At 71.0% G+C, this 25,531-nt stretch carries 23 protein-coding genes and 2 tRNA genes; 5 read left to right on the forward strand and 20 right to left on the reverse strand.

Translation table 11 applies throughout. The features are described from left to right. Positions 1 to 37: 37 nt before the first annotated feature. The 4 genes from ftsX to ABT324_RS05520 form a co-directional block, all read right to left on the reverse strand. A complete protein-coding gene (gene ftsX, locus ABT324_RS05505; protein WP_351172080.1) occupies positions 38 to 940 on the reverse strand; it encodes a permease-like cell division protein FtsX in 903 nt (300 codons plus the stop codon). A 61-nt stretch (positions 941 to 1,001) separates the two neighbouring features. After that, a complete protein-coding gene (gene ftsE, locus ABT324_RS05510) occupies positions 1,002 to 1,691 on the reverse strand; it encodes a cell division ATP-binding protein FtsE (protein WP_150065356.1) in 690 nt (229 codons plus the stop codon). Positions 1,692 to 1,895: 204 nt separating this feature from the next. Beyond that, a complete protein-coding gene (prfB, locus tag ABT324_RS05515; protein WP_351172084.1) occupies positions 1,896 to 3,002 on the reverse strand; it encodes a peptide chain release factor 2 in 1,107 nt (368 codons plus the stop codon). A 107-nt stretch (positions 3,003 to 3,109) separates the two neighbouring features. Next, positions 3,110 to 3,607, reverse strand: a complete 498-nt coding sequence (locus ABT324_RS05520; RefSeq protein WP_351172087.1) for a PadR family transcriptional regulator — start codon at positions 3,605 to 3,607, stop codon at positions 3,110 to 3,112. 390 nt (positions 3,608 to 3,997) lie between these two features. Between ABT324_RS05520 and ABT324_RS05525 the strand changes: the two genes are divergently transcribed. After that, positions 3,998 to 4,168 (forward strand): hypothetical protein, encoded by a 171-nt coding sequence (locus ABT324_RS05525; RefSeq protein ID WP_351172090.1) that lies wholly within the window; start codon positions 3,998 to 4,000, stop codon positions 4,166 to 4,168. A 138-nt stretch (positions 4,169 to 4,306) separates the two neighbouring features. On the opposite strand, the gene ABT324_RS05530 is transcribed toward ABT324_RS05525, so the two are convergent. The 3 genes from ABT324_RS05530 to ABT324_RS05540 all read right to left on the reverse strand — a co-directional run bounded on the left by ABT324_RS05530 (position 4,307) and on the right by ABT324_RS05540 (position 7,909). Beyond that, positions 4,307 to 4,380 (reverse strand) — tRNA-Met (locus ABT324_RS05530). A gap of 401 nt (positions 4,381 to 4,781) precedes the next feature. Next, positions 4,782 to 4,855: transfer RNA gene (locus tag ABT324_RS05535), tRNA-Met, on the reverse strand. A gap of 153 nt (positions 4,856 to 5,008) precedes the next feature. Continuing rightward, positions 5,009 to 7,909 carry a UPF0182 family protein gene (locus ABT324_RS05540; RefSeq protein WP_351172093.1) on the reverse strand — a complete coding sequence of 967 codons (2,901 nt, stop codon included), beginning with the start codon at positions 7,907 to 7,909 and terminating at the stop codon, positions 5,009 to 5,011. 193 nt (positions 7,910 to 8,102) lie between these two features. Here ABT324_RS05540 and ABT324_RS05545 point away from each other — a divergent pair, with 193 nt between their 5' ends. Further along, positions 8,103 to 8,630, forward strand: a complete 528-nt coding sequence (locus ABT324_RS05545) for a PPA1309 family protein (protein ID WP_351172096.1) — start codon at positions 8,103 to 8,105, stop codon at positions 8,628 to 8,630. Positions 8,631 to 8,707: 77 nt separating this feature from the next. Here the strand turns inward: ABT324_RS05545 and ABT324_RS05550 are convergent, their stop codons facing one another. Continuing rightward, complete coding sequence (locus ABT324_RS05550) at positions 8,708 to 9,733, reverse strand: YlbL family protein (RefSeq protein ID WP_351172099.1); 1,026 nt, start codon at positions 9,731 to 9,733, stop codon at positions 8,708 to 8,710. Positions 9,734 to 9,838: 105 nt separating this feature from the next. Here ABT324_RS05550 and ABT324_RS05555 point away from each other — a divergent pair, with 105 nt between their 5' ends. Then, positions 9,839 to 11,254, forward strand: coding sequence for a zinc-dependent metalloprotease (locus ABT324_RS05555; RefSeq protein ID WP_351172102.1), 1,416 nt, complete (start codon positions 9,839 to 9,841; stop codon positions 11,252 to 11,254). A 152-nt stretch (positions 11,255 to 11,406) separates the two neighbouring features. On the opposite strand, the gene ABT324_RS05560 is transcribed toward ABT324_RS05555, so the two are convergent. Continuing rightward, positions 11,407 to 11,961, reverse strand: a complete 555-nt coding sequence (locus ABT324_RS05560; protein ID WP_351172105.1) for a M48 metallopeptidase family protein — start codon at positions 11,959 to 11,961, stop codon at positions 11,407 to 11,409. Positions 11,962 to 12,189: 228 nt separating this feature from the next. Here ABT324_RS05560 and ABT324_RS05565 point away from each other — a divergent pair, with 228 nt between their 5' ends. Next, positions 12,190 to 12,339, forward strand: coding sequence for a DUF5679 domain-containing protein (locus ABT324_RS05565; RefSeq protein ID WP_010693945.1), 150 nt, complete (start codon positions 12,190 to 12,192; stop codon positions 12,337 to 12,339). Between the two features lie 395 nt (positions 12,340 to 12,734). Then, entirely contained in the window at positions 12,735 to 14,045 is a 1,311-nt protein-coding gene (locus ABT324_RS05570; protein ID WP_351172108.1) for an ABC1 kinase family protein, read from the forward strand. Positions 14,046 to 14,055: 10 nt separating this feature from the next. Here ABT324_RS05570 and ABT324_RS05575 read toward each other — a convergent pair whose 3' ends face one another. From ABT324_RS05575 to ABT324_RS05625, 11 genes are all read right to left on the reverse strand, one after another. Beyond that, on the reverse strand, positions 14,056 to 14,931 hold the full coding sequence (locus tag ABT324_RS05575) for a class I SAM-dependent methyltransferase (protein WP_351172111.1): 876 nt from the start codon (positions 14,929 to 14,931) through the stop codon (positions 14,056 to 14,058). Positions 14,932 to 15,051: 120 nt separating this feature from the next. Next, complete coding sequence (locus ABT324_RS05580) at positions 15,052 to 15,207, reverse strand: hypothetical protein (protein ID WP_351172114.1); 156 nt, start codon at positions 15,205 to 15,207, stop codon at positions 15,052 to 15,054. A gap of 55 nt (positions 15,208 to 15,262) precedes the next feature. Further along, complete coding sequence (locus ABT324_RS05585; RefSeq protein ID WP_351172117.1) at positions 15,263 to 15,640, reverse strand: WhiB family transcriptional regulator; 378 nt, start codon at positions 15,638 to 15,640, stop codon at positions 15,263 to 15,265. Between the two features lie 484 nt (positions 15,641 to 16,124). Continuing rightward, complete coding sequence (locus ABT324_RS05590) at positions 16,125 to 18,212, reverse strand: ATP-dependent DNA helicase UvrD2 (RefSeq protein WP_351172120.1); 2,088 nt, start codon at positions 18,210 to 18,212, stop codon at positions 16,125 to 16,127. A 126-nt stretch (positions 18,213 to 18,338) separates the two neighbouring features. Then, complete coding sequence (gene nudC, locus ABT324_RS05595) at positions 18,339 to 19,265, reverse strand: NAD(+) diphosphatase (RefSeq protein WP_351172123.1); 927 nt, start codon at positions 19,263 to 19,265, stop codon at positions 18,339 to 18,341. A gap of 25 nt (positions 19,266 to 19,290) precedes the next feature. Continuing rightward, the gene (locus tag ABT324_RS05600; RefSeq protein WP_351172126.1) at positions 19,291 to 20,658 is read right to left on the reverse strand and encodes a M16 family metallopeptidase; all 1,368 of its coding nucleotides are present in this window, start codon (positions 20,656 to 20,658) and stop codon (positions 19,291 to 19,293) included. Then, positions 20,655 to 21,974, reverse strand: a complete 1,320-nt coding sequence (locus ABT324_RS05605; protein ID WP_351172129.1) for a M16 family metallopeptidase — start codon at positions 21,972 to 21,974, stop codon at positions 20,655 to 20,657. Before ABT324_RS05605 ends, ABT324_RS05600 begins: the two co-directional genes overlap by 4 nt. 80 nt (positions 21,975 to 22,054) lie before the next feature. Then, positions 22,055 to 22,870, reverse strand: a complete 816-nt coding sequence (locus ABT324_RS05610) for an ESX secretion-associated protein EspG (RefSeq protein WP_351172132.1) — start codon at positions 22,868 to 22,870, stop codon at positions 22,055 to 22,057. 85 nt (positions 22,871 to 22,955) lie between these two features. Then, a complete protein-coding gene (locus ABT324_RS05615; protein WP_351172134.1) occupies positions 22,956 to 24,416 on the reverse strand; it encodes a PPE domain-containing protein in 1,461 nt (486 codons plus the stop codon). A 13-nt stretch (positions 24,417 to 24,429) separates the two neighbouring features. Then, a complete protein-coding gene (locus ABT324_RS05620; protein WP_351172137.1) occupies positions 24,430 to 24,975 on the reverse strand; it encodes a DUF3558 family protein in 546 nt (181 codons plus the stop codon). Then, complete coding sequence (locus ABT324_RS05625) at positions 24,972 to 25,379, reverse strand: hypothetical protein (RefSeq protein ID WP_351172140.1); 408 nt, start codon at positions 25,377 to 25,379, stop codon at positions 24,972 to 24,974. Before ABT324_RS05625 ends, ABT324_RS05620 begins: the two co-directional genes overlap by 4 nt. Positions 25,380 to 25,531: the final 152 nt, after the last annotated feature.

Raw genomic sequence — 25,531 nt, forward strand, 5'->3', positions numbered from 1 at the left:
CGCGGGCTGCGACCCGCCTGGAGCCGCAGCCCGGACCTCACAGCCGCACGTAGAGGCGGAGCGTGACGTAACCCGTGATCGCCGAGACGGCCGCCGCCACCAGCAGCAGGATCGGCGAGACCACGGCGATGTCACCCCACTCGATGTTCGGGATGATGCCGGTGCCGAACACCGGGGCCATCACCCGGTCGATGAAGGCCGCCTTCGCGATCAGCAGACCACCGATCGCCAGCACCGCGCCGATCAGACCGGAGACCACCGCCTCCAGCAGGAACGGCAGCTGGGTGTACCAGCGGGTGGCGCCGACCAGGCGCATGATGCCGGTCTCGGTGCGCCGGGTGAACGCCGAGAGCTGGATGGTGTTGGAGATCAGCAGCAGGGCGGCCAGCGCCTGCACCAGCGCGATGGCGAAGGTGGCGTTCCGGAAGCCGTTGAGCACGTCGAACATCCGGTCGAGGTACTCGGCCTGGTTGACCACGTTGTCCACGCCGGGGCGGCCGGTGAACTCCTGCTGGACCACGCCGAAGCGTTCCGGGTCGCTCAGCTTGACGCGCAGCGAGGCGGGCATCGCCTCGGCGCGGGCGACGTCGCGCAGCTCGGGCTGGGACTCGAAGACCTTGTTGAAGCTCTCGAACGCCTGCTGGCGGTTCTCGTACTTGACCGTCTCGACGCCGGGCACGCGCTTGAGCTCGGACATGATGCTCGCGCAGGGCTGCTGGGAGCAGTCGTCGTCGTTGGCGCTGACGTCGTCGGTCATGAACACCACGACCTCGACGCGGTCCTGGTAGGTCTCCTGCATCTTGTCGATCATCCGGACCACGAGGAGACCGCCGCCGAGCAGACCGACCGAAATGGCGGTCGTCAGGATCATCGCGATGGTCATCGTCACGTTGCGCCGAAGGCCGTTGACGACCTCGCTGAATACGAAGCTCGCGCGCATCTTGTGTCAGCTTTCCTAGCCGGTCGGGGGTGGTGTGCTCAGGGCCGCGGGGGTTCGGGGGTCAGCGGCCGACGCCGTAGACGCCGCGGGCGTCGTCGCGGATGACGCGCCCGAGGCTCAGCTCGACCACGCGGCGCCGCATCGAGTCGACGATCGAGTGGTCGTGGGTCGCCATCACCACGGTGGTGCCGGTGCGGTTGATGCGCTCCAGCAGCAGCATGATGTCCTGGCTGGTGTCCGGGTCGAGGTTCCCGGTCGGCTCGTCGCAGAGCAGCACCAGCGGGCGGTTGACGAAGGCCCGGGCGATCGCGACGCGCTGCTGCTCACCACCGGAGAGCTCGTGGGGCATCCGGTCGGCCTTGCCGTCCAGCCCGACCAGCTGCAGCACCTGGGGCACCACGCGGCGGATGTCGTTGCGGGGCTTGCCGATCACTTCCAGCGCGAATGCGACGTTCTCCGCGACGGTCTTGTTGTTCAGCAGCCGGAAGTCCTGGAAGACGCAGCCGATGCGCTGGCGCAGCCGGGGGACGCGGCGGCGCGGCAGCTTGGCGACGTTCCAGTCGGCGACGAAGACCCGACCGCGGCTGGGCACGTCCTCGCGCAGCAGCAAGCGCATGAACGTCGACTTGCCGGACCCGGACGGCCCGATGAGGAAGACGAACTCGCCCTTCTCGATGCCCACCGAGACATCGTCGAGAGCGGGCCTGGTCGACGTCTTGTACGTCTTGGACACGTGCTCAAGGCGGATCACGGGGCGTGAGTTTACCTGCGTCCATCAGGGGGATAACGACTCACCCGGACCGGCGGTGGTACCCCAGATCACCGTGACGCCAGTCCAGCGGGCACGACTCGCCCAGCGACTCCGGTGGCCGCCACGTGGACCTCAGGAGGGCACTCCTGCCGCAGGCGGTGACCGGCGGCTGAGCGGGAGCCGAGCCCGGACCCGGTGTGCTCGTCAGGACACGGTCTGCTGCTGGCGGCGCCAGCGGATGCCCGCCTCCAGGAAGCCGTCGATGTCACCGTCGAGGACCGCGTCCGGGTTGCCGACCTCGTGCTCGGTGCGCAGGTCCTTGACCATCTGGTACGGGTGCAGGACGTAGGAGCGCATCTGGTTGCCCCAGCTGGAGCCGCTGTCCTTGAGGGCGTCCAGCTCGGCGCGCTCCTCCTCCTTCTTGCGGGCCAGCAGCTTGGCCTGCAGCACCCGCATCGCGGCCGCCTTGTTCTGCAGCTGCGACTTCTCGTTCTGGCAGGACACCACGATGCCGGTCGGGATGTGCGTGATGCGCACCGCCGAGTCGGTGGTGTTGACGCTCTGCCCGCCGGGGCCGGAGGACCGGAAGACGTCGACCCGGATGTCCTTCTCCGGGATCTCGACGTGGTCGGTCTCCTCCACCACCGGCAGCACCTCGACCCCGACGAAGGAGGTCTGGCGGCGCCCCTGGTTGTCGAACGGCGAGATGCGCACCAGGCGGTGCGTGCCCTGCTCGACCGAGAGGGTGCCGTAGGCGTAGGGGGCGTCGATCCGGAAGGTGGCGGACTTCAGGCCCGCCTCCTCGGCGTAGGAGGTGTCGTAGACCTCGGCCGGGTAGGAGTGCCGCTCGGCCCAGCGCAGGTACATCCGCATGAGCATCTCGGCGAAGTCGGCGGCGTCGACGCCACCGGCCTCGGCGCGGATGGTGACCATCGCCCCGCGCGGGTCGTACTCGCCCGACAGCAGGGTGCGCACCTCGAGCGCTTCGAGGTCCTTCTTGAGCGACTCGCGCTCCTCGTCGGCCTCCTCCAGCCCGGAGGAGTCGCCCTCGTCCTCGCTGAGCTCGTAGAGCACCTCGAGGTCCTCGAGCCGCTGCCGCAGCTCGGTGATCCTGCGCAGCTCCGCCTGCCGGTGCACGAGCTGGCTGCTGACCCGCTGCGCGTGCTCGACGTCGTCCCAGAGGTCGGGCTTGGCGGCCTCGGTCTCCAGCTCCGCGATGTTCGCGCGCAGAGCATCCAAATCCATCACGCTCTCGATGCCCTCGAGGGTGTTGGACAGTTCCTTCAGCGAAGCTGCGACGTCGGGATTCACAGTGCTCAGCGTACTTCACCGGGCACGGGCCGCCCACGAGGACGGCCCGTTGACCGGTTCTGCCCGGCCACCCGCGCCGCAGCGCGGCGCGGACCGGTGGCCGGGGGTCAGTCCGGGATGGCGTCGAGCAGCTTGATGATCGCCCGGTTGTAGGCCACGGTGAAGTCGGCGGCGGCCTTCTCGTACGGGTCGCCCGCGGTCTTGGCGGCGTTCTTCGCCTCGTCCATCTTCACCGCGTACTGCGCGCGGGCCGAGTCGACCAGGTTGGCCCGCTGCTTCGGCGTCAGCGAGCCGGAGTAGACCAGCCGCAGGATCAGCGGGCTGCGGACGTTGTCCGGACCCGGCTCGGTGTTCAGCCAGGACTTGAAGGCGCGCTTGCCGGCCGCGGTGATCGCGTACTGCTGGCTGGAGCGCGGCCCCTGCTTGCCGAGGCGGAGCAGGCCCGCGTCGGTCAGCGCGGGCAGCTCGCGGTAAACCTGGCTACGGGTCACGCTGAAGAACCCTCCGAAGCGCTCGGTGGCGGCAGCAACCAGCTGGCCACCGGTCTTCGGACCTTCGTGCAGTAGTCCCAACAGGGCAGCGGATGTCGCATTCAGCTCGGTCACACTGCCACGGTGCCATGCCCGCGCGACGCTGTCCACAATGGTCGCCAGTTCTGTCCACTGTGGTTGCAGTGGACTGGTCCAAGTGGACGAACGGTTGCGCCATCGGCGCAGCGCCGGACGACTGCCGTCCGGCGGCACCGGGCACGGTGCGCAGCCGGATCCCGGCCGCTGCCTGCACGCATTGCGACGAGCACGACGCCGGTTCGCCTGGATGGGGGTTCTTGGCGGCGCAATGAGGTGTTATCACGTTCTGGAGCTGCCCAACTACGTCTGGTCACCAGCACTGTGGCTCTGGGCCGACCAGCCGGCGGCCGTCAGCGACCGAGCAGGAGGTGCGGGGAAGTGCATCGCAGTTGGTTGCGAACCAAGGTCAACGAGAGCAGGACGAAGGTGACCACCAAGGTCGCGGAGCGGGCGAAGTCGCTGGTGCCCAGGCCACGCGACGGCGAACCCGACTCCTGCATGATCTGCGGCCGGTCGATGCGCCCGACAGGCGTGGTCCGGGGCGAGGGCAGGGTCTGCTCCCCCACCTGCGCCCGTCAGTGGGCCCAAGGCCTCTGAGCCCGGAGCACCACAAGGAACCGACGAAAACGCCACCACCGCACCGTGGGGGTCTACGGGGGCTCGGCCCCCGTATTGGAATAAGAACCACGGGAAAGGGCCCCCGACAAAGTCGGGGGCCCTGAAACATCCGGATCGTAGCGGGGACAGGATTTGAACCTGCGACCTCTGGGTTATGAGCCCAGCGAGCTACCGAACTGCTCCACCCCGCGCCAGCAACCGAATATCCGGCTGCGTTCTTCTGTTGTGCCTGTAACTCTACACCCCCGAAACACCCCTCTCGAAGGGGGGTCCCCAAACCAAAACGCAACCCGCTGACCAGCCAAAACACCACACACAACCCGACCCCAGCAAAAATCCACACCACCCCGACCAACACCCCACAGGCCCCGGCCAGGAGCCACCCAGCACCGCCAAGCCAAGCCGTCCCCGCCACGGACGACAAAACGACGAGCTGGTCAACACCCAGGCCGGGAACACACCCCACGCGAGGAGCCGACGCAAAAGAAACCACCGCACCCTGGGGGCTTACGGGGGCTCGGCTCCCGTAGAGGAATGATGACAACGGGAAAGGGCCCCCGACAAAGTCGGGGGCCCTGAAACATCCGAATCGTAGCGGGGACAGGATTTGAACCTGCGACCTCTGGGTTATGAGCCCAGCGAGCTACCGAACTGCTCCACCCCGCGTCGTGTGTCCCCAACCTTACGGACCGGCGAAGCTTAGTGCAAATCGCGAGGCCGGAAAAGTGACGCAGGCCATCCTGCACCCGATCGGGGGCCGGAAAGCACCGCGGGGCGAGGACCGTTGCCAGTCCTCGCCCCGCGGTGCTCCTGTGCTGGTCAGCCGCCGTTGCCCTGCGCCTGCTCGAAGCGCTTGATCGCGTCGTCGAGCTCCTGGTACGCCGTGCCCAGGTCACCGAAGTTGCCGGACTGCTGGGCCTGCCGGACGTGCTCCAGGGCGTTCCGGATGTCGGTGACGGCCTTGCCCATCTCCGGGCTGGCGGTGTTGTCCTGCCCGGACGGCGGCTGCTGGCCCTCGGCCGGTGGCCGCTGGGGCTCCTGCTCGCCGGTCTGGGTGGCCTGGCCCGCGCCGGAGCCGAACACCTGGTCCAGCGCGCCCTGCAGCGTCTCGGAGAAGCCGACCTTGCCGCCGAAGGACACCAGGACCCTGGCCAGCTGCGGGTAGGACTCCTGCTCGTTGCGCTGGATGTAGATCGGTTCGATGTAGAGCAGACCGCCCGCGACCGGCAGCGTCAGCAGGTTGCCGAAGATCGCGTTCACGTTCGGGTTGTTGAACAGGGTGCGGTTCTCGGTGACCTCAGGAGTGGACTCCATCTGGTTCTGCACCTGGTTCGGGCCCGGGGTGAGCGTGTTGGTCGGCAGCCTCAGGACGCGCAGCTTCCCGTAGTCCTGCGGGTCCGAGGACGCCGACACCCAGGCCGACATGTTCTGCCGCCGCAGCGCGGTGAGCGCGCTGGTCAGCTGGAAGGTCGGTGCGTCCTGGTCGCCGACCTGCGCCAGCACGTAGTACGGGGGCTGCTGCCCCTCGTTGCCCGCGACGTTGCCGCGGCTGGTCGGGTCCGACGGCACCTCCCAGAACGTCTGGGTGGAGAAGAAGTCGCCGGGGTTGTCCACGTGGTACTCGGTGAGCAGCTTGCGCTGGACCTTGAAGATGTCCTCCGGGTACCGGAAGTGCTCGCGCAGCTCGGGGCTGATCTCGCTGGACGGCTTGACCACGCCCGGGAACACGCTTTCCCAGGCCTTGAGCACCGGGTCCTGCTCGTCGACGGAGTAGAGCTCGACGTTGCCGTCGTAGGCGTCGACGGTGGCCTTGACCGAGTTGCGGATGTAGTTGATCTGCTGGTTGGGCTGCCGCTCGACGCCGTTGAGGGTGTCGTTGGTGGCCTCGCCCAGCTCGGTCAGCTGCGAGTACGGGTAGTTGTTCAGCGTGGTGTAGCCGTCGACGATCCACTTGATGCGGCCGTCGACCACCGCCGGGTACGGGTCGCCGTCGAGCTTGAGCCAGGGCGCGACCTTCTGCACGCGGTCCCGCGGGTTCCGCTCGTAGATGATCTTCGACTCGCTGCCGATCACGCCGCTGAACAGGAAGTTCCGCTCACCGTAGTAGGCCGCGAAGACCATCCGCTGGAACAGGTTCCCGACCGGGACGCCACCCATGCCGGTGTAGGTGTACTGCTGCTGGTCGGTGTCGTACTCGCGCGGCGGCTCGCCCGGGTTGCCGCCGACGATCACGTAGTCGTTGCGGCCCACCAGCTCGCCGTAGTAGACGCGCGGTTGCTCGACCGGGATGCCGCCCTTGCCGTCGTTGGCCACGTCGCTGATCTGGAAGACCGGGTAGCCGCCCTGGGTGGCACCCTCGCGGAAGGTCGAGTCGACCCGGTCGGCGGGCGCGGCGACGAAGCCGTTGCCGTGCGTGTAGACGGTGTGCCGGTTGATCCAGTTCTGCTGGTTGACCGCCAGGCCGTCGGTGTTGAGCTCGCGCAGCGCCACCAGGTAGTCGCGGAGCTTGCCGTCCTCGTCCCGGTAGCGGTCGACGTCCAGCTTGTCGGTGAAGCCGTAGAAGTTGTACTGCTGGGTCAGCTGGGTGAACGTCGGGGCGAGCACGTTCGGGTCCAGCAGCCGGATGTTGGGGATGGTGCCCTTGTCCTCGGCCACCTCGCGGGGCTGCAGCTGGGTGCGGCCGGGGTAGTCGGTGATCTCGACGTTGTCCGGGCCGATGCCGAACGCCGCCTTGGTGGCCGCCAGGTTGCGCTCGATGGACTGCGCCTCGCGCTGGTTGGCGTTCGGGCGGACCGAGAACTGCTCCAGCAGGGCGGGCCACACCGCCCCGACCACCACGCTGGACAGCACCAGCAGCACCGCGGCCAGCGCCGGGATCTGCAGGTTCTTCAGGAAGATCACCGCGAAGAACGCCAGCGCGCAGAACACCGCGATGCACATCAGGATCAGCTTGGCGGGCATCACCGCGTTCAGGTCGGTGTAGCTGGCACCGGTGAACAGCGAGTTGCGCTGGGACAGCAGCAGGTCGTAGCGGTCCAGGAAGTAGTCGACCGCCTTGAGCAGCACGAACAGCCCGGCCAGCACCGCGAGCTGGACCCGCGCCGGCATGGACAGCTGTCCGGAGCGACCGGCCAGCCGGATGCCGCCGAAGATGTAGTGCGTGATCAGCGCGCCGATGAACGACACGGTGACCGCGATGAACGCCCACGACAGCAGGAGCCGCCAGAACGGCAGCTCGAAGGTGTAGAAGCTGATGTCGTTGCCGAACTCCGGGTCGACCTGGCCGAACGGCACGCTGTGCAGGAACAGCTGGAGGGTCTGCCAGTCGGCCTGCGCGGCCAGCCCGCCGATCACCCCGACCACGATCGGGATGCCCAGTCCGAACAGCCGCGACCGCTCGGAGGCCACCGTCCGGTACCGCGCCAGCGGGTCGTCCGGGCCGCTGACCGGGACGAACACCGGCCGGTTGCGGTAGGCCAGCCACAGGTTCAGGCCGAGCACGACCCCGAGGAAGACCGCGGCGGCCACGCCGAGCCCGGCGCGGGAGAACAGCTGGGTGGTGAAGACGCCCCGGTAGCCGACCTCGCCGTACCAGAGCCAGTCCACGTAGGTGCCCAGCACCCGCGATCCAGCGATCAGGGCGACCAGCACGATGCCGCCCAGGATCAGCAGTATCCGGCTTCGCCGGGACAGTTTCGGCATTCCAACCGGGGGCCGCATGGCCACAGCGCACGCTCCTGGTGACGATCAGCAGGCAGGTGGGACGGCGCCGGTGTCCACCACCGACCGCCCTCGTGATGTTCAACTCTACGACCCCGGTGTGAAGTTCCTGGAAGGGCCTTCGCGAATTGGACCTATCCGACATCCTGCCCGGTCGGGTGAGGGGTGGTCCGGCGGTGCGACCATGAGCGGCATGCCGCAGACCCCCGAGCAGGACCTGACCGCAGCGCTGCCCCCGGCCGCCCGCGAGATCGAGGAGTTCGTCGCCGCCGCCGGGTGGGACCAGCCCACCCAGGTGTTCGCCCTGGTGCCCACCCAGCTCCTGCTGGCGGCCGAGCCGGGGCTGGCCGACCAGCTCGACCCGGGTTCGGCGCTCACCCCGATCGCCCAGGAGTCGCTGCCCGCCGAGGACCTCGCCGAAGCGCTCGGGCAGATCGAGTGGCCGGAGCAGGTGGCCGGGTGCGCACTGGTGCAGGAGATCGTGGTGTTGCCGCCGGAGGCGGAGGCCGGGTTGCCGAGCGACGTGGAGGCGGCGCGGAAGGCGGCCGCCGAGCACCCGGAGCGCCAGGAGGCGCGACTGGTCGCGGCGGTGCTGCGCGACGGGGGCGAGGCGTGCGTGATGCGCCTACGCGCCGGAGGCGACGAGCAGGGCGAGTTGATCGAGGACCGGACGCTCGCCCCGAACCTGGTCACCGCGTTGCACGCCACCTTCGCGGACTGACCTCCGCGAGCGCCACACTTTCGGGTGAATTCGAGGGCCGCCCCCGGGTCAGCAGGTGGTCTCGCACCCCGGGCGGGTCAGCAGCTGGCCGGGGCCTTGCCCGCGCGGAGGTCGTCGAGCGCCTTGGTGGCTTCCTGGAGGTTGCCCACCTTGGCCAGCTGCAAGCCCTCCGGGGCCTGCGCCTTCGCCTCCGCGCAGTTGTCGGCGGGCACCAGGAAGGTGGTCGCGCCCGCCTCGCGCGCCTTCACCATCTTGAACGGGATGCCGCCGATCGGGTTGACCTCGCCCTGCGGGGTGATCTCGCCGGTCCCGGCCACGAACTGGCCGCCGTTGAGCTCGCCCGGGGTGAGCTTGTCGATGATCGCCAGGGTGAACATCAGCCCCGCCGACGGGCCGCCCACGTCCGCCAGGCTGATCTTGATGTCGAAGTCGACGTCCGGCCGCTCGATCGCGGCCACCCCGAGGAAGCCCTGCGGCTGGTCGGCGGGGCCCGCGGCGAGCTGCACGGCGGCGACCTGCTCCGGCTCGTCGCCGCGCTGGAACCGGATCTCCACCCGGTCACCGGGCTTGGTGCCGGTCAGCGCCGCCCGCAGCGACTGCGGATCGGTCACCGGCTGGCCGTTGGCCGCCCGCAGCCGGTCCCCCGGCTCCAGGACGCCGTCCGCCGGGCTGCCCTTGACGATCTGCCCGACCAGCACCTTCATCGGGTAGCCGAGGTAGCGCAGGGCCGCGGTCTCCGCGGTGGTCTGCGAGTCGTTGAACGCCTCGGTGTTCTCCTGCTCGATCTCCTGCTCGCTCTTGTCCGGCGGGAAGTACAGGTCGCGCGGCGCCAGCGCGTAGCGCCCGCTGGCCCACAGGCCGAGCGCGCCGAACATGGACAGCTGGTCGGTCACCGACACCGTTGTCATGTTCAGGTGACCGCCGGTGGGGAACGTCTGCTGGCCCTCGATGCTGATGACGGGCTGGTCCCCGTCCAGGCCGAGGGTGTCGTACGTCGGCCCCGGGCCGAGCGCCACGTACGGCACCCGGACGAACGCACCGAGCAGGCCGAAGGCGACAACCAGCACGACGCTCGTCAGCAGCGTCCAGGTACGGCGGTTCACGAGGCGACAGCGTACGTGTTCGCTGTTGGCGATGTGAGCGGTCCTCACGCCCGGCGAGCGCCGGACGGCTTCTACCCGGTGGCGCAGGCCGCGTACCGTGGAACTATGACCAACTTGCCGTTCGGGTTCGGCTCGCAGGACCCAGACGACCCCGACAAGGGCGACTCGTCGAAAGGCCGCTCTGAGGGTGGCGCCGGGAACCAGGGGGACAACCCCTTCGGGTTCGCCGGCATGCCCGGTCCGGGCGGCATGCCCAACTTCGACATCGGCCAGCTCGGCCAGATGTTGACCCAGCTCGGCCAGGCGCTGAGCCACTCCGGTGGTGGCAGCTCCGGGCCGGTCAACTACGACCTCGCCAAGCAGCTCGCGGTGCAGCAGCTGCACAACAACCAGCGCACCGAACGCCCCAGCCAGGAGCAGGTCAAGGCGATCGACGACGCGGTGCGGTTGGCCGAGCTCTGGCTCGACGCCGCCACCTCGCTGCCCGCCGGGGTGCTCTCGGTGCAGACCTGGTCGTCGGTGGACTGGGTGGAGAAGACGCTGCCCACCTGGCAGCGGCTGTGCGATCCGGTGGCGCAGCGGATGTCCAGCGCCTGGCTGGAGGCGCTGCCGGAGGAGGCCAAGCAGGCCGCGGGCCCGCTGCTGTCCATGCTCGGCCAGATGGGCGGCATGACCTTCGGCTCGCAGCTCGGCAACGGCCTGGCCCAGCTCGGTGGCGAGGTGCTGACCTCCACCGACGTCGGCCTGCCGCTCGCCCCGACGGGCACCGCCGCGCTGCTGCCGGCCAACATCCAGCGCTTCGTGGAGGGCCTGGACCGGCCGATCAGCGAGGCGACCGTCTTCCTGGCCGCCCGCGAGGCCGCGCACCACCGCCTGTTCAGCCACGTGCCGTGGCTGGCGCAGCGGCTGCTGGCCACCGTCGAGGAGTACGCGCGGGGCATCCACATCGACACCTCGGCGCTGGAGGACCTGGCCGGGAAGATCGACCCGTCCAACCCGAGCTCGATGCAGGAGCTGATGGGCTCCGGGATGCTCGAGCCCAAGACCACCCCGGAGCAGGAAGCCGCCCTGAAGCGGTTGGAGACCCTGCTCGCGCTCGTCGAGGGCTGGGTCGACGTGGTCGTCGCCGAGGCGGTCGGCGAGCGGCTGCCGGGCGCCGACGCGCTGGGCGAGATGGTGCGGCGCCGCCGGGCGACCGGTGGTCCCGCCGAGCAGACCTTCGCCACCCTGATCGGCCTGGAGCTCCGGCCGCGCCGGATGCGCGACGCGGCGAACCTGTGGCGGTTGCTGACCGAGCGGCACGGCGCCGAGAGCCGGGACCAGGTGTGGGACCACCCCGACCTGCTGCCGGACAGCTCCGACCTGGACGAGCCGCTGGACTTCGCCGACCGCTGGGGCGCCGCCCCGGCCGACCTGGACGACCCGATCGCCGCGATCCGCCGGGCCGAGGCCGACGAGGCCGCAAAGGCCGAGCAGGACGGCACCGACGAGGACGACCAGAAGCGGGACGACCAGTCCTGACCTGGGCCTACCGGTCCCACCTCGCGAGGCGGGACCGGTAGCCGAGCGCAGCGCCTGCCGCAGGCGGACCTGACAGCACGAGGTCGGGACCGTCCGCGGCAGGCACACGCACCAGCCCTGCCGTTCCCCGGTCGGGCCAGCAGCGGTACTCCTCAGCCCGCCTGGCCCTCCTCGGCGTCGTCGTCCTGGCTGATGCCGAGCTGCGCGGCCGCGGACAGCCCCTCCAGGAAGCCGATGGCCCGCTCGGTCTTCGGGTAGCGCCGCACCCACTTCCAGAAGTCGGCGCCGTGCCCCGGCACCAGCAGGTGCGCCAGCTCGTGGACGAGCACGTAATCGAGCACCCATCCGGGTACATCTCGGAGGCGTCGACTCACCCGGATGGTGGCCTCGCTCGGGGTGCAGGAGGCCCATCGGGTGCGCATCGGCGGGACCCACCGGACACCGCTCGGTTCGGCCCGCCCGTCCAGGTACCGCTCGGACAGCTCGCGGCAGCGCTGGAGCAGCGCCTCGTCCGACTCGCGCGCGGGCGAGCGCCGCCGCGTCTCGCTCCGCTGCAGGCGGCTGAGCATGTCCGCCACCCAGCGCTTTTCCTCCGCGCGGCTCATCCGCGCAGGGAGCAGCACCACGATCTTGTCGCCGTCGCGATAGGCGCTCACCGTCTGTCGGCGGCGCTTGCTGCGGCGCACCTCGACCTGGGGTTCAGCCACGAATCTGGACCCTAGCGAGAAGAGCCGACAATCGGTTCCCCCGGTGAGCCGCACCACAGCCCGCACCCGCCGCGTCCGCTAGAGGGATTACTCATTTGAGTCGAACATGCGATGCTCCTAATGCATGCATGTTGAATAGCCCACATGTACCGTTCCCCCAGCCGCCCGGAGGAAGGGCCGCACACGATCCAGCCGGTGGGCTGGGTCATGACACGAAGGAGGGGAGCCGTGGCCGAGACGTACAACGGCTACTGCGTCAAGTGCCGGGAGAAGCGCGACTTCTCCGGCGAGGTCTCGGAGACCAACGGTCGCCGGATGGCCAAGGGCACATGCCCGGTCTGCGGCACCAAGATGACCCGGATCCTCGGCAAGGCGTGACCGGTCCCGGGTGGGCCGCCGCTGGCCCACCCGCCAGTCCGCCAGCGCGTCGGACACCGCAGCGGCCGCGCGCCGGTGCGCAGGGGGGAACTCACGCGCCTCCCCGCCCCGCAGTGGTCCGCACCAGGCGGAATGCGCGGACCGCGCCCGCCGCCCCGACCGCTTTCCGGCACGTTTCCCCGCCACGCGGCGGAAAGTGCGATTCGCCCCGCTTTCGGCGGTTCGGCGGAGTAGCGCAATCCGCCTGGCGGTGCAATGTCCGTGCCATCCTCGCCAACGCTGCCCAAGGCACGCCTGGAAACCTCTAGCATGGGATTGGGTTCCCCGATTTCGAATGCGTCTTCGGACGCGTCCGAACGCCGAGTGGGTTTTCCTGCGCGTACCAAGGAGAATTCGTGGCCGACATCCCCCGCCGGGCAGCGCACCGCACCGCCAAGCTCGCCAGCCTGCCGCTCGGCGTCGCCGGTCGGCTGGCGGCCGGTTGGGGCAAGCGGCTCACCGGTCAGGACGCGGCCGAGATCAGCGCCGAGATGTCGGCCAGGACCGCGGAGCAGCTGTTCTCCGTGCTGGGGCAGCTCAAGGGCGGCGCGATGAAGTTCGGCCAGGCGCTGAGCGTCTTCGAGGCCGCCGTGCCCGACGAGATGGCCGGTCCCTACCGCGAGGCGCTCACCAAGCTGCAGGCCGCCGCCCCGCCGATGGCCGCGAGCAGCGTGCACCGGGTGCTCGACGAGCAGCTGGGCCGGGCGTGGCGCACGCGGTTCAGCGAGTTCGACGACACCCCCGCCGCCGCGGCCAGCATCGGCCAGGTGCACCGGGCCACCTGGCACGACGGCCGCGAGGTCGCGGTGAAGGTGCAGTACCCCGGCGCGGACGAGGCCCTGCGCTCCGACCTGCGCCAGCTGACGCGGTTCTCCCGGCTGTTCCAGTCGCTGGCCCCCGGCGCCGAGGTCAAGCCGCTGCTCGCCGAGCTGCAGGACCGGATGGTCGAGGAGCTGGACTACCGCACCGAGGCGGACAACCAGCGGGCCTTCGCCAAGGTCTTCCAGGACGACGCGGGGGTCCGGGTGCCCGCGGTGGTGGCCAGCGCCCCCAAGGTGGTCGTCACGGAGTGGGTCTCCGGCACCCCGTACTCGCAGATCATCGCCGACGGCGACCGCGAGCAGCGCAACACCGCCGGTCAGCTGCTCGCGGAGTTCCACTACTCCGCCCCGGCCCGGGTCGGCCTGCTGCACGCCGACCCGCACCCCGGCAACTTCATGCTGCTGCCGGACGGGCGGCTCGCCGTGATCGACTTCGGCGCAGTGGCCCGGCTGCCCCACGGCCTGCCCGCCACCTTCGGCCGGATGATCCGGCTGGCGCTGGAGGACAAGCCCGCCGAGCTGCTGGAGCTGCTGCGCGCCGAGCGGTTCGTGCAGGTCGACCGGGAGGTACAGGCCGAGGACGTGCTGGCCTACCTGGCGCCGTTCGTCGACCCGATCCGCAGCTCGCCGTTCCACTTCACCCGGCGCTGGTTGCAGCAGCAGGCCGAGCGGGTCGGCGACCTGCGCAGCCCCGACTTCCGCACCGGCCGCTCGCTGAACCTGCCCCCGGACTACCTGCTGATCCACCGGGTGACGCTGGGCGCGACCGGGATCCTGTGCCAGCTCGACGCGGAGGTCGACGCCCACGACGTCCTCACCCGGTGGCAGCCCGGCTTCACCGGGTGACTGTCCGGCGTCACCGGGTTGCGACGTGCACCGTGTTGGCGGTGAGGAAGTAGACGTCGTCGCGGTTGCCGACGTAGTGCTCGCCGGTCTCGTCCAGCAGCTGGTCGAGCGCCGCCACGTCAGCCTGGGCCAGGAACTCCTCGGCGTGCCTGCGCAGCAGTTCCAGGCGCCGCAGCACCGCGCGGCGGCCGGTGTCGGCCAGCGGCGCCGGTCGGTCCACCAGGTAGCTCCACGAGCGCACGTCGGTCAACCCCGCCTCGGCCAGCGCCGCGCCCCAGCCCATCCGGAGCCGGGTCGTCCCGGTCATCTCCGCGCGCATCCGCTGGAACCACTGCTCCCGCCCGGCGATCAGCCGCCCCTCCAGGCCCGGGTCGCCCACCCCGACGTCATCGGGCAGCACCTTGGTCTGCAGCCCGAACTCGACGATGGCCAACCGGCCGCCCGGGCGCACCAGCTCCGCGAGCCGCCGCAACCCGGCCAGCTGGTCCGGGAGGTGGTGCACCACGAACGCGGCGAAGACCAGGTCGACCGGCGTCGGCGCACCGGCCCGCGCCACCGCCCCGACCAGCCCGTCCTCCGCGGCGTCGGCCTGGACCGCGTGCACGGTCACCCGGTCCGACACCGTTCCGGCCCGGTCGGCGGCCGCCGTGAGCAGCTCCTGCGCGGTGTCCACCACGACCACCTCGCCGCCGGGCTCCGCCAGCGCCGCGGCGAAGGCCGCTGCCGTGCCGCCCGCGCCGGAACCGACCTCCAGCACGGTGCGGTCGTCCGGGCCCAGCAGGCGGGCGACCAGCTCCGCGGTCTCCGGCGCGGTCAGCTCGTCGGCCTCCCGCAACCGGTTCAGGTGCGCGTCCCAGTCGATGTTGTCGTGCGAATGCGTAGCCACGAACGACCAGCTTACGGCGCGTTTTTACGCTGGAGTTGTCAAGGTGCGCGCGGCCCGGTCGCCGCCGGGGACTGCCCGGCGGCGACCGGAACCCGTTGCAGGGCAACGTGTTTCAAGAGCTCAACAACATCGGGAGGCGGCCGAGGCCCGCCGCGTCGCGTAGGCGGCCAGCCACCGCCACCAGCGACCGGCGGACAGGTCGCGAGTCAGCCGTTGTCGATGCGCTTCCTCGCGCAGTTCGTTCATGCGCAACAGGGTCATCTGCTCCGGGAACATGGTCCTCACCTCGTAGTCGTTCGGATGCCGCAGCACGGTTGGTGTTCGGAACTGCTCACGCCGCCTGCTCCTGGCGACGGCCCTGCGCGGCCGCCGGCTGGTCCGCTGGCAGCGGGTGCTTGCGCGGGCGGCCACGCGGCCGCTTGCGGGCGACCACCGCTCCGCGTTCGAAGATCTCGCCGCCCCAGACGCCCCAGGGCTCGCCCCGGGACAGCGCCCCGGCCAGGCACTCGGCCCGGATCGGGCAGTCGGCGCACAGCGCCTTGGCCTGGTCCAGTTCCCGGGGGTTCTCGGCGAACCACAGGTCCGGGTCCTGGCGGCAGGGCAGCTTGTCGTCCAGGCCGGGTGAGCTGTCGAGAAGTCCGGCGACGGTGTCGGCAGCTGGCTGCAAGTCGGTGCCCGAGCTGGTTATCGGCACACTCGCGGTCAACATGCGACGTCCTCCTGTAGTCGATCGGTAACAGGTCGTGGTTGTGGATGCAGCTGGGAAAAGTTGGCGACGCCAAAAAGGCCGCGGACCCAATCGCTGGTCCGCGGCCTTGAACAAGCCTGAGAGGCGCCCCTAGATCAGAGGATCAGGGTTTCGCCAACGAACGGACCGACGCGGGGCCACCGCGCTCAGCGGGAGCGCGCGGAACCACTGCGGCTGGAACTCTCGGCCATAGCCCGCGTGGACGTCAGCTGGCAGTGGCGCGAAAGTGGTGTTGAACAGCGCGATGGCCCCGGCCATGAGGCGGCTGGGGGTGCGGTACATCGAAATCGTCGTCACCGGAGCCACCTCCCTTTCAGGACTTCAGATCGTGGTCCTGCCGACCACGACTCGCGCTCTTGCAGGTTATTGGCACTGCCGTGCCGGTCGCAACGTATTTTTCAAAGAATCCGCCCGAAGGCCTGAAAAACCTCCGTCACCAGGCATTTCACCGCTGATCGGGGCGCTCGCCCTGGATCAGCGCGAGGACGTCGGAGCCAAACTTCTGCACCTTCGACGCCCCGATCCCGGAGATGCCCACCAGCGCGCCCTCGTCGAGCGGGCGCTGCTCGGCGATCGCGGTCAACGTGGCGTCGGTGAACACCACGTAGGCGGGCACCTTCAGCTGGCGGGCCCGCTCGCTGCGCCACGCCTTCAGCTGGGAGAGCAGGTCCTCATCCACATCGGACGGGCAGTCCGCGCAGCGCCCCAGCTTGATGTCCATGGTGCTCACCAGCTGGGCGTTGCAGATGCGGCAACGCGGTTTGACCGGTTTCGACAACCGCTGCAGCGGCTCGCGGGGCTTGGCCCGGCCTGGCAGCGCAGCCGGGTGCTCGTCCGGGACCAGGTTGTACAGGAACCGGCTGCGCCTGCGGAACCGCCGCCCACCAGCGCGCGCCAGCGCCCACGACAGGTGCAGGTGCTCGCGGGCCCGGGTGACCCCGACGTAGAGCAGGCGGCGCTCCTCCTCGACGGCCGCATCGGTGTCGGCGTGCTGGATCGGCAATGTCCCCTCGACCAGCCCGGCGAGGAACACCGCGTCCCACTCCAGGCCCTTCGCCGCGTGCAGCGAGGCCAGCGTGACGCCCTCGACCGTCGGCGGGTGCTGGGACTCGGCGCGCGCGTCCAGCTCGGCGACGTAGCGGGCCAGGTCCGCCTCGGGCGCCGAGGCCGCGAGCTCCTCGGCGAGCTCCACGAGCGCGATCAACGACTCCCACCGCTCGCGGGCGGCGCCACCGGCTGGCGGCTCGTCGGTCAGGCCGACCTCGCGCAGCACGTCGCGCACCGTCGCCGGCAGGTCCTGCGCACCGTCGTCGCGGGCGACGGCCGTCCGCAGCGAGACCATCGCCTGCCGCACCTCGGCCCGCGCGAAGAAGCGCTCCCCGCCCCGCACCTGGTACGGGATCTCGGCGTCGGCCAGCGCCTTCTCGTAGACCTCCGACTGCGCGTTGACCCGGAACAGCACCGCGATCTCCGACAGCGCGACGCCGCGCTTGGCCAGCTGGGCGATCTTGCGCGCGATCGCCTCCGCCTCGACGGTCTCGTCGTCGTACTCGGCGAAGTCCGGGCGCGGACCGTCCGGGCGCTGGCCGACCAGCTTCAGCCGGGTGCCCGCCGGGCGCTCCCGGGCCGCGCCGATGACCTGGTTCGCCAGCGACACCACCTGCGGGGTGCTGCGGTAGTCCCGCTCCAACCGGACCACGGTGGCCTCCGGGAAGCGGCGCGGGAACGCGATCAGCCACTTCGGCGAGGCGCCGGCGAAGGAGTAGATCGTCTGGTTCGCGTCGCCCACCACCGTGATGTCGTCGCGGTTGCCGAGCCAGGCGTCCAGCACCCGCTGCTGCAGCGGGTTGACGTCCTGGTACTCGTCCACCACGAAGGACCGGTAGCGGCTGCGGAACTCCTCAGCGATGTCCGAGCGGTCTTCGAGGATCGCCGCGATGTGCAGCAGCAGGTCGTCGAAGTCGAGGGCCTGCGCGCGGTTCTTGAGCTGCTCGTAGGCGGCGAAGGCCTTGCTGAGCTGCTCCGGGGGCACCGGGACGTCGCGCCCGGCAGCGGCCGCCGCGGCCGGGTACTGCTCCGGGCCGATCAGCGAGGACTTGGCCCACTCGATCTCCCCGGCCAGGTCCCGGACGTCCTCCTTCTCGGTGGACAGCCCGACCTTGTTCGCCGCCTGCACCACCAGCCGGAACTTGTTGTCGGTGAGCTGCCACATCTGGGTCTCGTGCACCCGTGGCCAGAAGTACCGCAGCTGCCGGAAGGCCGCGGCGTGGAAGGTCTGGGCCTGCACGCCCGCCGCGCCCAGCCCGCGCAACCGGGTGCGCATCTCCCCCGCCGCGCGGGCGGTGAAGGTCACCGCGAGGACCTGCTGCGGCGCGACGAGCCCGCGCTGCACGAGGTAGGCGATGCGGTGGGTGATGGTGCGGGTCTTGCCGGTGCCCGCACCGGCGAGGACGCACACGGGTCCGCGTGGTGCGATGACCGCCTGCCGCTGCTCCGGGTCGAGACCTTCCAGGAGTCGCGGTTGTTCGGCCATGCCCGGCATCTTCGCAGACCTGCTCGCCCGATCGGGGTCACACCCCGGAGATCGGACCGCGTGTCGCGGCCCCGTGGCCGGACGACCTGCGCGGGGCCGGTTGGGCGTGTCGACCGGCCCCCCGGGTCAGGACTGCCAGGTGGCCCAGCCGCGGATCATGCGGTAGGCGATGGAGACGCCCGGCGGCAGGCGGAGGCCGTCGACCGCGCCGCCCTCCGACTCCAGGGCCGCCAGCACGGTGTCCCGGTGCACCCAGCGCGCTTCCTCGATCTCGCCGTCGGCCGGGACCAGCGGCGACTCGGGGTCGGCGACCGCGGCGAAGCCCAGCATCAGCGACCGCGGGAACGGCCACGGCTGGCTGCCCAGGTAGCGGACGTCGGCCACGGCCACGCCCACCTCCTCCGCCACCTCGCGCGCGACGCAGGCCTCCAGCGACTCGCCGACCTCGACGAACCCGGCCAGCACCGAGTACCGCTCCGGCGGCCAGCCCGGCTGGCGGGCCAGCAGCACGCGGTCCGCCCCGTCGTGCACCAGGCAGATCACCGCGGGATCGGTCCGCGGGTACTCCTCGCGGTCGCAGCCAGTGCAGCGCCGCGCCCACCCGGCGCGCACGCGCGTGGTGGCCGCTCCGCACACCGCGCAGTAGCGGGCGCTGTCGTGCCAGCCGAGCAGGCCGACCGCGGTGGTGAACAGCCCGGCGCCCGTGTCGTCGAGCAGCCCGCCGCCGCGGCGCAGGTCGAGCCAGCCGTCCTGGTCACCGTCGTGGTCGCTGCGCAGCGCCCAGTAGCTGACCTCGCCTTCGATGCCGAGCAGCACCGCCCCGGGGGCCGGGCGCTCACCGAAGTCACCCGCCGGGTGGGTCACCAGGCCCGCACCCTCCTGGATGCGGGTGCGGCCCTTGGCGTCGACCAGCACCACCTTCCCGGTCGCCCACAGCTCGGCACCGCCGTCCGGGGCGTCCCGCAGCTGCTCGCGGCGATCCACGGTGGACCTGGACAGCAGCGGGGCGGAGTCCAGCTGGAAACCGGTCCCCACGAACACGTTGGAGGTCATTCTCCCGCCTCACCGACTAACGAGATCACGGCAGCACCACACCACCGAGCAGTCGCAGCTGGTCAGCGAGCTGGTCGGCGTCGCCGACGACCACGCCGGTGAACGCGGTCGGGGCGAACCGCTCCGCAGCCCGGGCCACCTGCTCGACGGTCACCTCGCGCAGCCGCTCCGGGTGCTCCACCAGCCAGTCCTGGGTGAGCCCGGACACCGCCAGCGCGACCAGCGTGGAGGCCATCCCGGACTGCGACGCGGTGGAGGTGAGCAGGCCGCCGATGGCGTACTGCCGGGCGGACTCGACCTCGGACTCGGTCGGCGGCACCAGCGCCAGCCGCGCCAGCTCGTAGCGGGTCTCCAGCAGGGCGGCCGCGGTCACCTCGCTGGCCGTGTCGGCGTCCACCAGCAGCGTGCCGTTGCCTGGGGTGAACTCGAACGAGGAGTGCGCACCGTAGGTGTAGCCCTTGTCCTCGCGGATGTTCTCCACCAGCCGCGACGAGAAGTACCCGCCGAAGGTCAGGTTCGCGATCTGCAGCGCCGGGTACTGCGGGTCGGTGCGCGGCAGCGCCTGCGCGGAGAACCGCAGCTGCGACTGCACCGCGCCGGGCCGGTGCACCAGCTTCACGTCGCCGCCCCGCACGACCGGCAGCGACGGCAGCTCGCGGGCGCTGTGCTCGGACTCCCAGCCGCCCAGGCTCCGCTCGACCGCCGCGACGGCCTGCTCCGGGTCGATGTCACCCACCAGCACCAGGACCGACCCGCGCGGCAGGACCGCCTCCGGGTGCAGGGCGCGGACCTCCTCCGCGGTGACGGCGGCGACGTCCTCGGCTTGCGGCACCTCGCGGACGAACGGGTGGTCGCCGTAGCGGTGGCGCTGCAGCTCCTCCCGCGCGATCACCCGCGGCTGCGAGCGCGCGACGGCGATCCGCTCGACCAGCCGGGCGCGCTCCCCGGTGATCTCCTCCTCGCGGTAGGCAGCACCGGTCAGCGCGTCGGCGAGCACGTCGAGCAGCGTGTCGAGGCCGCTGGCCAGGGCGTTGCCGTGGACGCTGAGCCGCTCGGGGTCGACGCCGGCGTGCAGGTCACCGCCGACCGCGGCAAGGTCGGTGTCCATCTGCACGCGGTCGCGGCGCTCGGTGCCCGTCAGCAGCGTCTCGGCCAGCACCTCGGCGACCGCCGGGTGCTTGGCGTCCGCACCGGCGAACGGGATCCGCAGGCGCAGCTCGACCATCGGCACCACGCCGTGGCGGGCGGCGATCACGCGCAGGCCGTTGCTGAGCACGGTGTCCACGGTGACCGGCGGGCGGCCCGGGCGGGGTTCGCCGAGCGGCGGCAGCGGCCGCGGGCCCAGCTCGGTGCGGCCGATCTCCTCGGCGCTGCGGTGCGTAGCGCGGGTCATGCCGCACCTCCGTTCTCGTCGCCAGCGGGTTCGAGCTCCAGGACCGCGCGGGCGTCGGAGCGCAGCGCCTTGGCCGCCGCCGCGACGTCCTCGGCGCTGACCTGGCTGATCCGCGTCGGCAGCTCGGAGATCAGCTCCGCCCGGCCGTGCAGCAGCTCGGCGCTGCCCAGGTCCAGGGTCCGGGAAATCACCCGGTCGTGTTCCCGGTGGAGGCTGGCCGCCCAGCGGGCGGTGACCCGGGCCAGCTCGTCGGCGGTCGGGCCGTCGCTGGCCAGCTTCTCCAGCTCCTCGTCGACCGCGCCGACCACCCGGTCCAGCCCGACCTCCGGCGTGTGGATAGCAGTGACGGTGAAGGTGTCCGGGTCGCGAGCGTCCAGCGGAGCCCCCATCAGACCGCACCCGGCGTGCACGTCGACCACCAGCGAGTCCTGGTGCAGCAGGCGCTGCTGCAGGCGGGAGGCGTCGCCGTCGCTCAGGACCGCGGCCAGCACCACGTCGGCCAGGTAGGCGTCCAGCTCGCCGACCGGGTCGGGCAGCCGGTAGCCCAGGGCGACCGCGGGCAGCGGCGCGTGCGGGTCCGCGTGCTTGCCGCGCAGCTCGCCGGACGGGAACGGCTCGCCGAACGACGGCCGCGGCGCGACCTCGCGGGCCGGGACGTCGCCGAAGTGCTTGTGCACCAGCTCGGTGGTGCGCTCCACGTCGATGTCCCCGGCCACCGTGAGCACCGCGTTGCCGGGCGCGTAGTAGGTGTCGAAGAAGGCGGCGCAGTCGTCGACCGTCGCCTGCTCCAGGTCGGTGAAGTCGCCGTAGCCGTTGTGCGCGTTGGCGAAGGTCGAGTACAGCACCGGGGGCAGCAGGATCCACGGGAACCCGCCGTAGGGCCGGTTGAGGACGTTGAGCCGGATCTCCTCCTTGACCACGTCCACCTGGTTGCGCAGGTTCTCCTCGGTGATCTTCGGCGCCCGCATCCGGTCCGCCTCGAGGAACAACGCCCGCTCCAGGGCGGCCGACGGCAGCACCTGGTAGTAGTCGGTGTAGTCCTGGTGCGTCGAACCGTTGAAGGTGCCGCCGGACCCCTGCACGTGGCGGAAGTGCGCGAGCTTCTCCAGGCTCTCACTGCCTTGGAACATCAGGTGTTCGAAGAGGTGCGCGAAACCGGTGCGCCCCTCCGGCTCGGAACGGAAGCCCACGTCGTAGTGCACGCTGACACCGACCACAGGAGCCTGCCCTGACGCTTGGCCCGCTGCCGAGTCCGGTGCCAGCACCACGCGCAGCCCGTTGGGCAACGTAACGCGATGCAGCTGGGGTTCGACCATGCCATGCAGCCTACGTGCGCTGCCAGCAGCGGCGCCTGCCCCCTTCGCCACTCCCCGGAATCAGGCGTGCGCGGAGCGCATCAGCGCACCTGGGCGATCAGCCGGTCGATCTCCGCCCCGATGGTGCGCGCCTCGGCGGGCAGGATCGCGAACACCGGTTCGCCGGTGCTGCCGCGCTCGACCCGGTTCAGGTAGCGGCCCTCGGGCTCGTTGTCGAACCAGGACACAACCTCGGAGCGCTTCCGGCGGCCGTACTGGTCGCGGGCGTTGGCCCCGATCTGGCCGAGGCGCTGGTGCGGCGCCTTCCCGATCCGCTCGTACAGCGCCACCTGCTGGTCACCGCTGCTGCCCCGGTCCGGGGTGGCCGACTGCATCAGGCTGCCCTGGTCGTAGTCGTCGGGCTGCCGCGGCGCCAGTGAGCTCTGCGGCACGCGCACCGGGCCCTGCGAGCCCGGCCTGGTGGGCGGCAGGGTGGCCAGCAGCACCTGCGGCAACGGGACGTTCTCGTGCACCTCGACGGTCAGCAGCCCGCCGCGCTTCGGGTCCTCGCTCGGCGCCTGCACCCCGAGCACCACCCGGTTGCCCTCGGTGGGCACCGCCAGCGCGCGCCAGCAGTGGTCGCTGCCGACCTGCGGGAACCACAGCGAATCGACCCACAGGTACGGGGTGGCGAGGGTCTTGAGCGCCTCGGCCAGCTGCGGCACCACCTCGTCGTCGGCCACCAAACCCGCGGCCACCATCCGGTCCAGCTCGGCGAGCCCGATCTGCCGGAACTGGTCAGCAGTGTGCCCGAACGACCGGCTGCTCAGCGGCAGCGTCAGGCCGCCGATCCCCAGGTACTTGAGCACGATGTCCAGGTGCACCGGCTGAAGCTGCCACCGCCCCAACACGCCCACTGCGCTTCTCCTCTTGTGAGATCACCTGCCGCGAAACGGCTGACCGGCGGCGCCGCCGCGCGGCACCGCCGGTCAGCACTGCTCGTCACTCCCCGAGGACCGGCGGCGCGGTCTTCGGCATGTCGTTCATCCAGACGTCGTCCTGCTCCTCGAGCCAGGACGGGCGGTCGTGCTCGTCGTCCTCGCCGCCCTGGCCGCGTCGACCGGCGCCACCCATGCCAGCGCCCATCATGCCCCGGCCAGCGCCCGCACCACGGGCTCCGGCGGCACCGCCACCGACTGCGCCCGCGCCCGCTCCGGCACCTGCGCCGAGCCCGCCGACACCGGCCCTGCCGCCAGCACCCAGCCCAGCAGCTCCGGCGCCACCGGGGCCCAGGCCGCCGACCATGCCCGCGCCCCCGGCGCCAGCACCGCCGCCGACACCGGTACCGCCACCACCGGGGAGACCTGGGCCGCCACCACCGGGGATGCCGGGGCCACCGGCTCCCGGGAGGCCGGTGCTGGGCGGATCGGCCCACTGGCTGCCGGTTCCGGAGGGCGGGGTGTAGCCGCCACCGGGAATGCCCCCACCTGGGATGCCACCGCCGGGGTAGCCACCGCCGGGGCCACCGCCACCGGGGATGCCACCACCCGGGTAGCCACCGCCAGGACCGCCACCACCCGGGTAACCGCCGCCAGGACCGCCACCACCCGGGATGCCACCACCGGGACCGCCACCGCCGGGGATGCCACCACCGCCGGGGATGCCGCCGCCACCGGGGCCGCCGGGGCCGGGGTCCCCGGGGCCACCGCCCCAGTCGGTCGGCGGCGGGGGCGGCACGGGCGGCGGTTCCTTGATGTTGCCGTCCGGCGCCGTGTAGCTCGGCATCTTCGCGTCGACCTGGGTGAGCGTGGGGCTGTAGACGCGCGCCATCGTCTCCTGCGCGGCCTTCTCCGCCTGCTCCTGCTCCTCCATCTGGCTGAGCGCGTTGATGCCGCCGCCGACCACGCCGAACGGGACGGCGCTGGCCGCGGCCTCGCCCCAGCTGAAGCCCTCCGGCGCCGGCACCATGCTGGCCGCCTGCTCAGCGGCCTCACCAGCGGTCCGGAGGTTGTTCCCGGTCGCCTCGAAGGCGTCGGCGCTGGCGATCATCCAGTCGGAGGCGGGCTTGCCGACCTCCTTGGCGTTCTCGGCGGCCTCGCCCTCCCAACCGCTCTTGATGATGTCGGCCAGGTCCGTGGAGTACTTCTCGCCGCGGGCGCGCAGTCCTTCGGCCAGCTTGCGCCAGGCATCGGCGACCTCGCCGACGTGACCCGCGTTGATCGACTCCTGGTTGGTCTTGTAGATGTCGGCGTGGCTGAACCCGGACCAGTTGACGCACTGCGTGATCGCCGGCGAGTCGTAGCCGTTGATGTCCAGCCCGGCGTTCTGCTGCGCCAACTGGTTCTGCTGTTGCTGAGCGACCTGGGAGGCCTTGGCCTCCTGCTCCTTGCGCTGCTCCTCAGCCGCGCTCTCCCAGCCGAAGACCCGGGAACCCGCGTTGTCGAGTGTGTCGAGAAGCCCCATCACTCCCCCTCAGTCATTCCGGCAACCGCGAAGCCGTCTGGTCCGCGATCTTCTCCGCCTCGGCGCACGGGTCCGCCAAGGAGTCGCGCAGGTACCCGGTGATCTGGTAGAGCACGATGCCGCCACCCGTGTTGACGACGGTGACGCAGCCGCCCTGGTCGGTCGCACCGGAGACGATCATCCGCCCGGCTTCGCGACCACCGACGGTGATCGGCTCGAACTTGTCGTAGCTGCCGCTCTCCTGGATGCTCTGCACCGTCTCGTCGGCGTTCTTCTGCAGGGCGAGGTCCATCTTTTCGCCCTCCCACGCGCATCCCGGCTGGAAGCTGACCTGCGTGAACTCCTCGGCCTGCGTGGACAGCCCCCAGGACTGCAGCTCGTCGGGCTTGAAGAACGTGCACGGGTCGAAGTCGGCCAACCCGCCGCCCGAGGTGGCCGAGGTCGGTGCCGCAGCGGTCGTCTCCTCAGCGCCACCGCTGGTTCCGCCGCCGCACGCGGAAAGCCCGAACAGCGCCAGTCCGGCAGTCGTCGCGATCAGGGACCGGGAAAACGTGCTCACTGAATACCTCGCCTCAGGTCGTCGGCGTTCTGCTCGTCGGTGGCACGGTAGTCCTTGGCCGCGTCCCGAAACGCCTGCGCCTGCTTCTTCAGCTCGTCCTGCATGTCGCGAATCAGCTTGAGCGCCCCGGAATCGCCGTCCGCCGCCTTGTCCTGGAACCGCTTCGCGAGCTGCTGGCCGTCCGGGTAGTCACCGAGGCCCTTCACCGTGCGGAGGGCCTGGGCTGTTCGCCACAGGTCCTGCAACGCCTCGACCTCGTCGTCGCAGCGCTTGGCGGCGCGCTCGGCCACCTCCGGGTCCAGCGACAGCTTGCCCGCACCGACCTGACTGCTGATCCACTGCGTCTGCCCGCTCACCGCCGCCAGGCCCGCTTTGGCCTTGGCGAAACCCGCATCGTCTGCCATCCCAGACCCCTCTGGATTCTGCGATCTCCCCCACGAAGTGTGGTTACTCTAGCTTGACGCACGCCGGGTCGGAACGGTTCCCACCAGCAATGTTGCCGATGTGCATCACTCTTCTGGCCGCAGATCACGGGATCATCACAGAAGGCGCGAGG

This window comes from Saccharopolyspora sp. NPDC000359 (assembly GCF_040300525.1).
Taxonomy (GTDB): Bacteria; Actinomycetota; Actinomycetes; order Mycobacteriales; family Pseudonocardiaceae; genus Saccharopolyspora.

Excerpts from the sequence above, each read along its gene's own strand:
- ftsX (WP_351172080.1), bottom strand. The coding sequence starts at position 940 with ATGCGCGCGAGCTTCGTATTCAGCGAGGTCGTCAACGGCCTTCGGCGC.
- ABT324_RS05540 (WP_351172093.1), bottom strand. The coding sequence starts at position 7,909 with ATGCGGCCCCCGGTTGGAATGCCGAAACTGTCCCGGCGAAGCCGGATA.
- ABT324_RS05545 (WP_351172096.1), top strand. The coding sequence starts at position 8,103 with ATGCCGCAGACCCCCGAGCAGGACCTGACCGCAGCGCTGCCCCCGGCC.
- ABT324_RS05555 (WP_351172102.1), top strand. The coding sequence starts at position 9,839 with ATGACCAACTTGCCGTTCGGGTTCGGCTCGCAGGACCCAGACGACCCC.
- ABT324_RS05580 (WP_351172114.1), bottom strand. The coding sequence starts at position 15,207 with ATGTTCCCGGAGCAGATGACCCTGTTGCGCATGAACGAACTGCGCGAG.
- ABT324_RS05585 (WP_351172117.1), bottom strand. The coding sequence starts at position 15,640 with ATGTTGACCGCGAGTGTGCCGATAACCAGCTCGGGCACCGACTTGCAG.
- ABT324_RS05590 (WP_351172120.1), bottom strand. The coding sequence starts at position 18,212 with ATGGCCGAACAACCGCGACTCCTGGAAGGTCTCGACCCGGAGCAGCGG.
- nudC (WP_351172123.1), bottom strand. The coding sequence starts at position 19,265 with ATGACCTCCAACGTGTTCGTGGGGACCGGTTTCCAGCTGGACTCCGCC.
- ABT324_RS05600 (WP_351172126.1), bottom strand. The coding sequence starts at position 20,658 with ATGACCCGCGCTACGCACCGCAGCGCCGAGGAGATCGGCCGCACCGAG.
- ABT324_RS05605 (WP_351172129.1), bottom strand. The coding sequence starts at position 21,974 with ATGGTCGAACCCCAGCTGCATCGCGTTACGTTGCCCAACGGGCTGCGC.
- ABT324_RS05615 (WP_351172134.1), bottom strand. The coding sequence starts at position 24,416 with ATGGGGCTTCTCGACACACTCGACAACGCGGGTTCCCGGGTCTTCGGC.
- ABT324_RS05625 (WP_351172140.1), bottom strand. The coding sequence starts at position 25,379 with ATGGCAGACGATGCGGGTTTCGCCAAGGCCAAAGCGGGCCTGGCGGCG.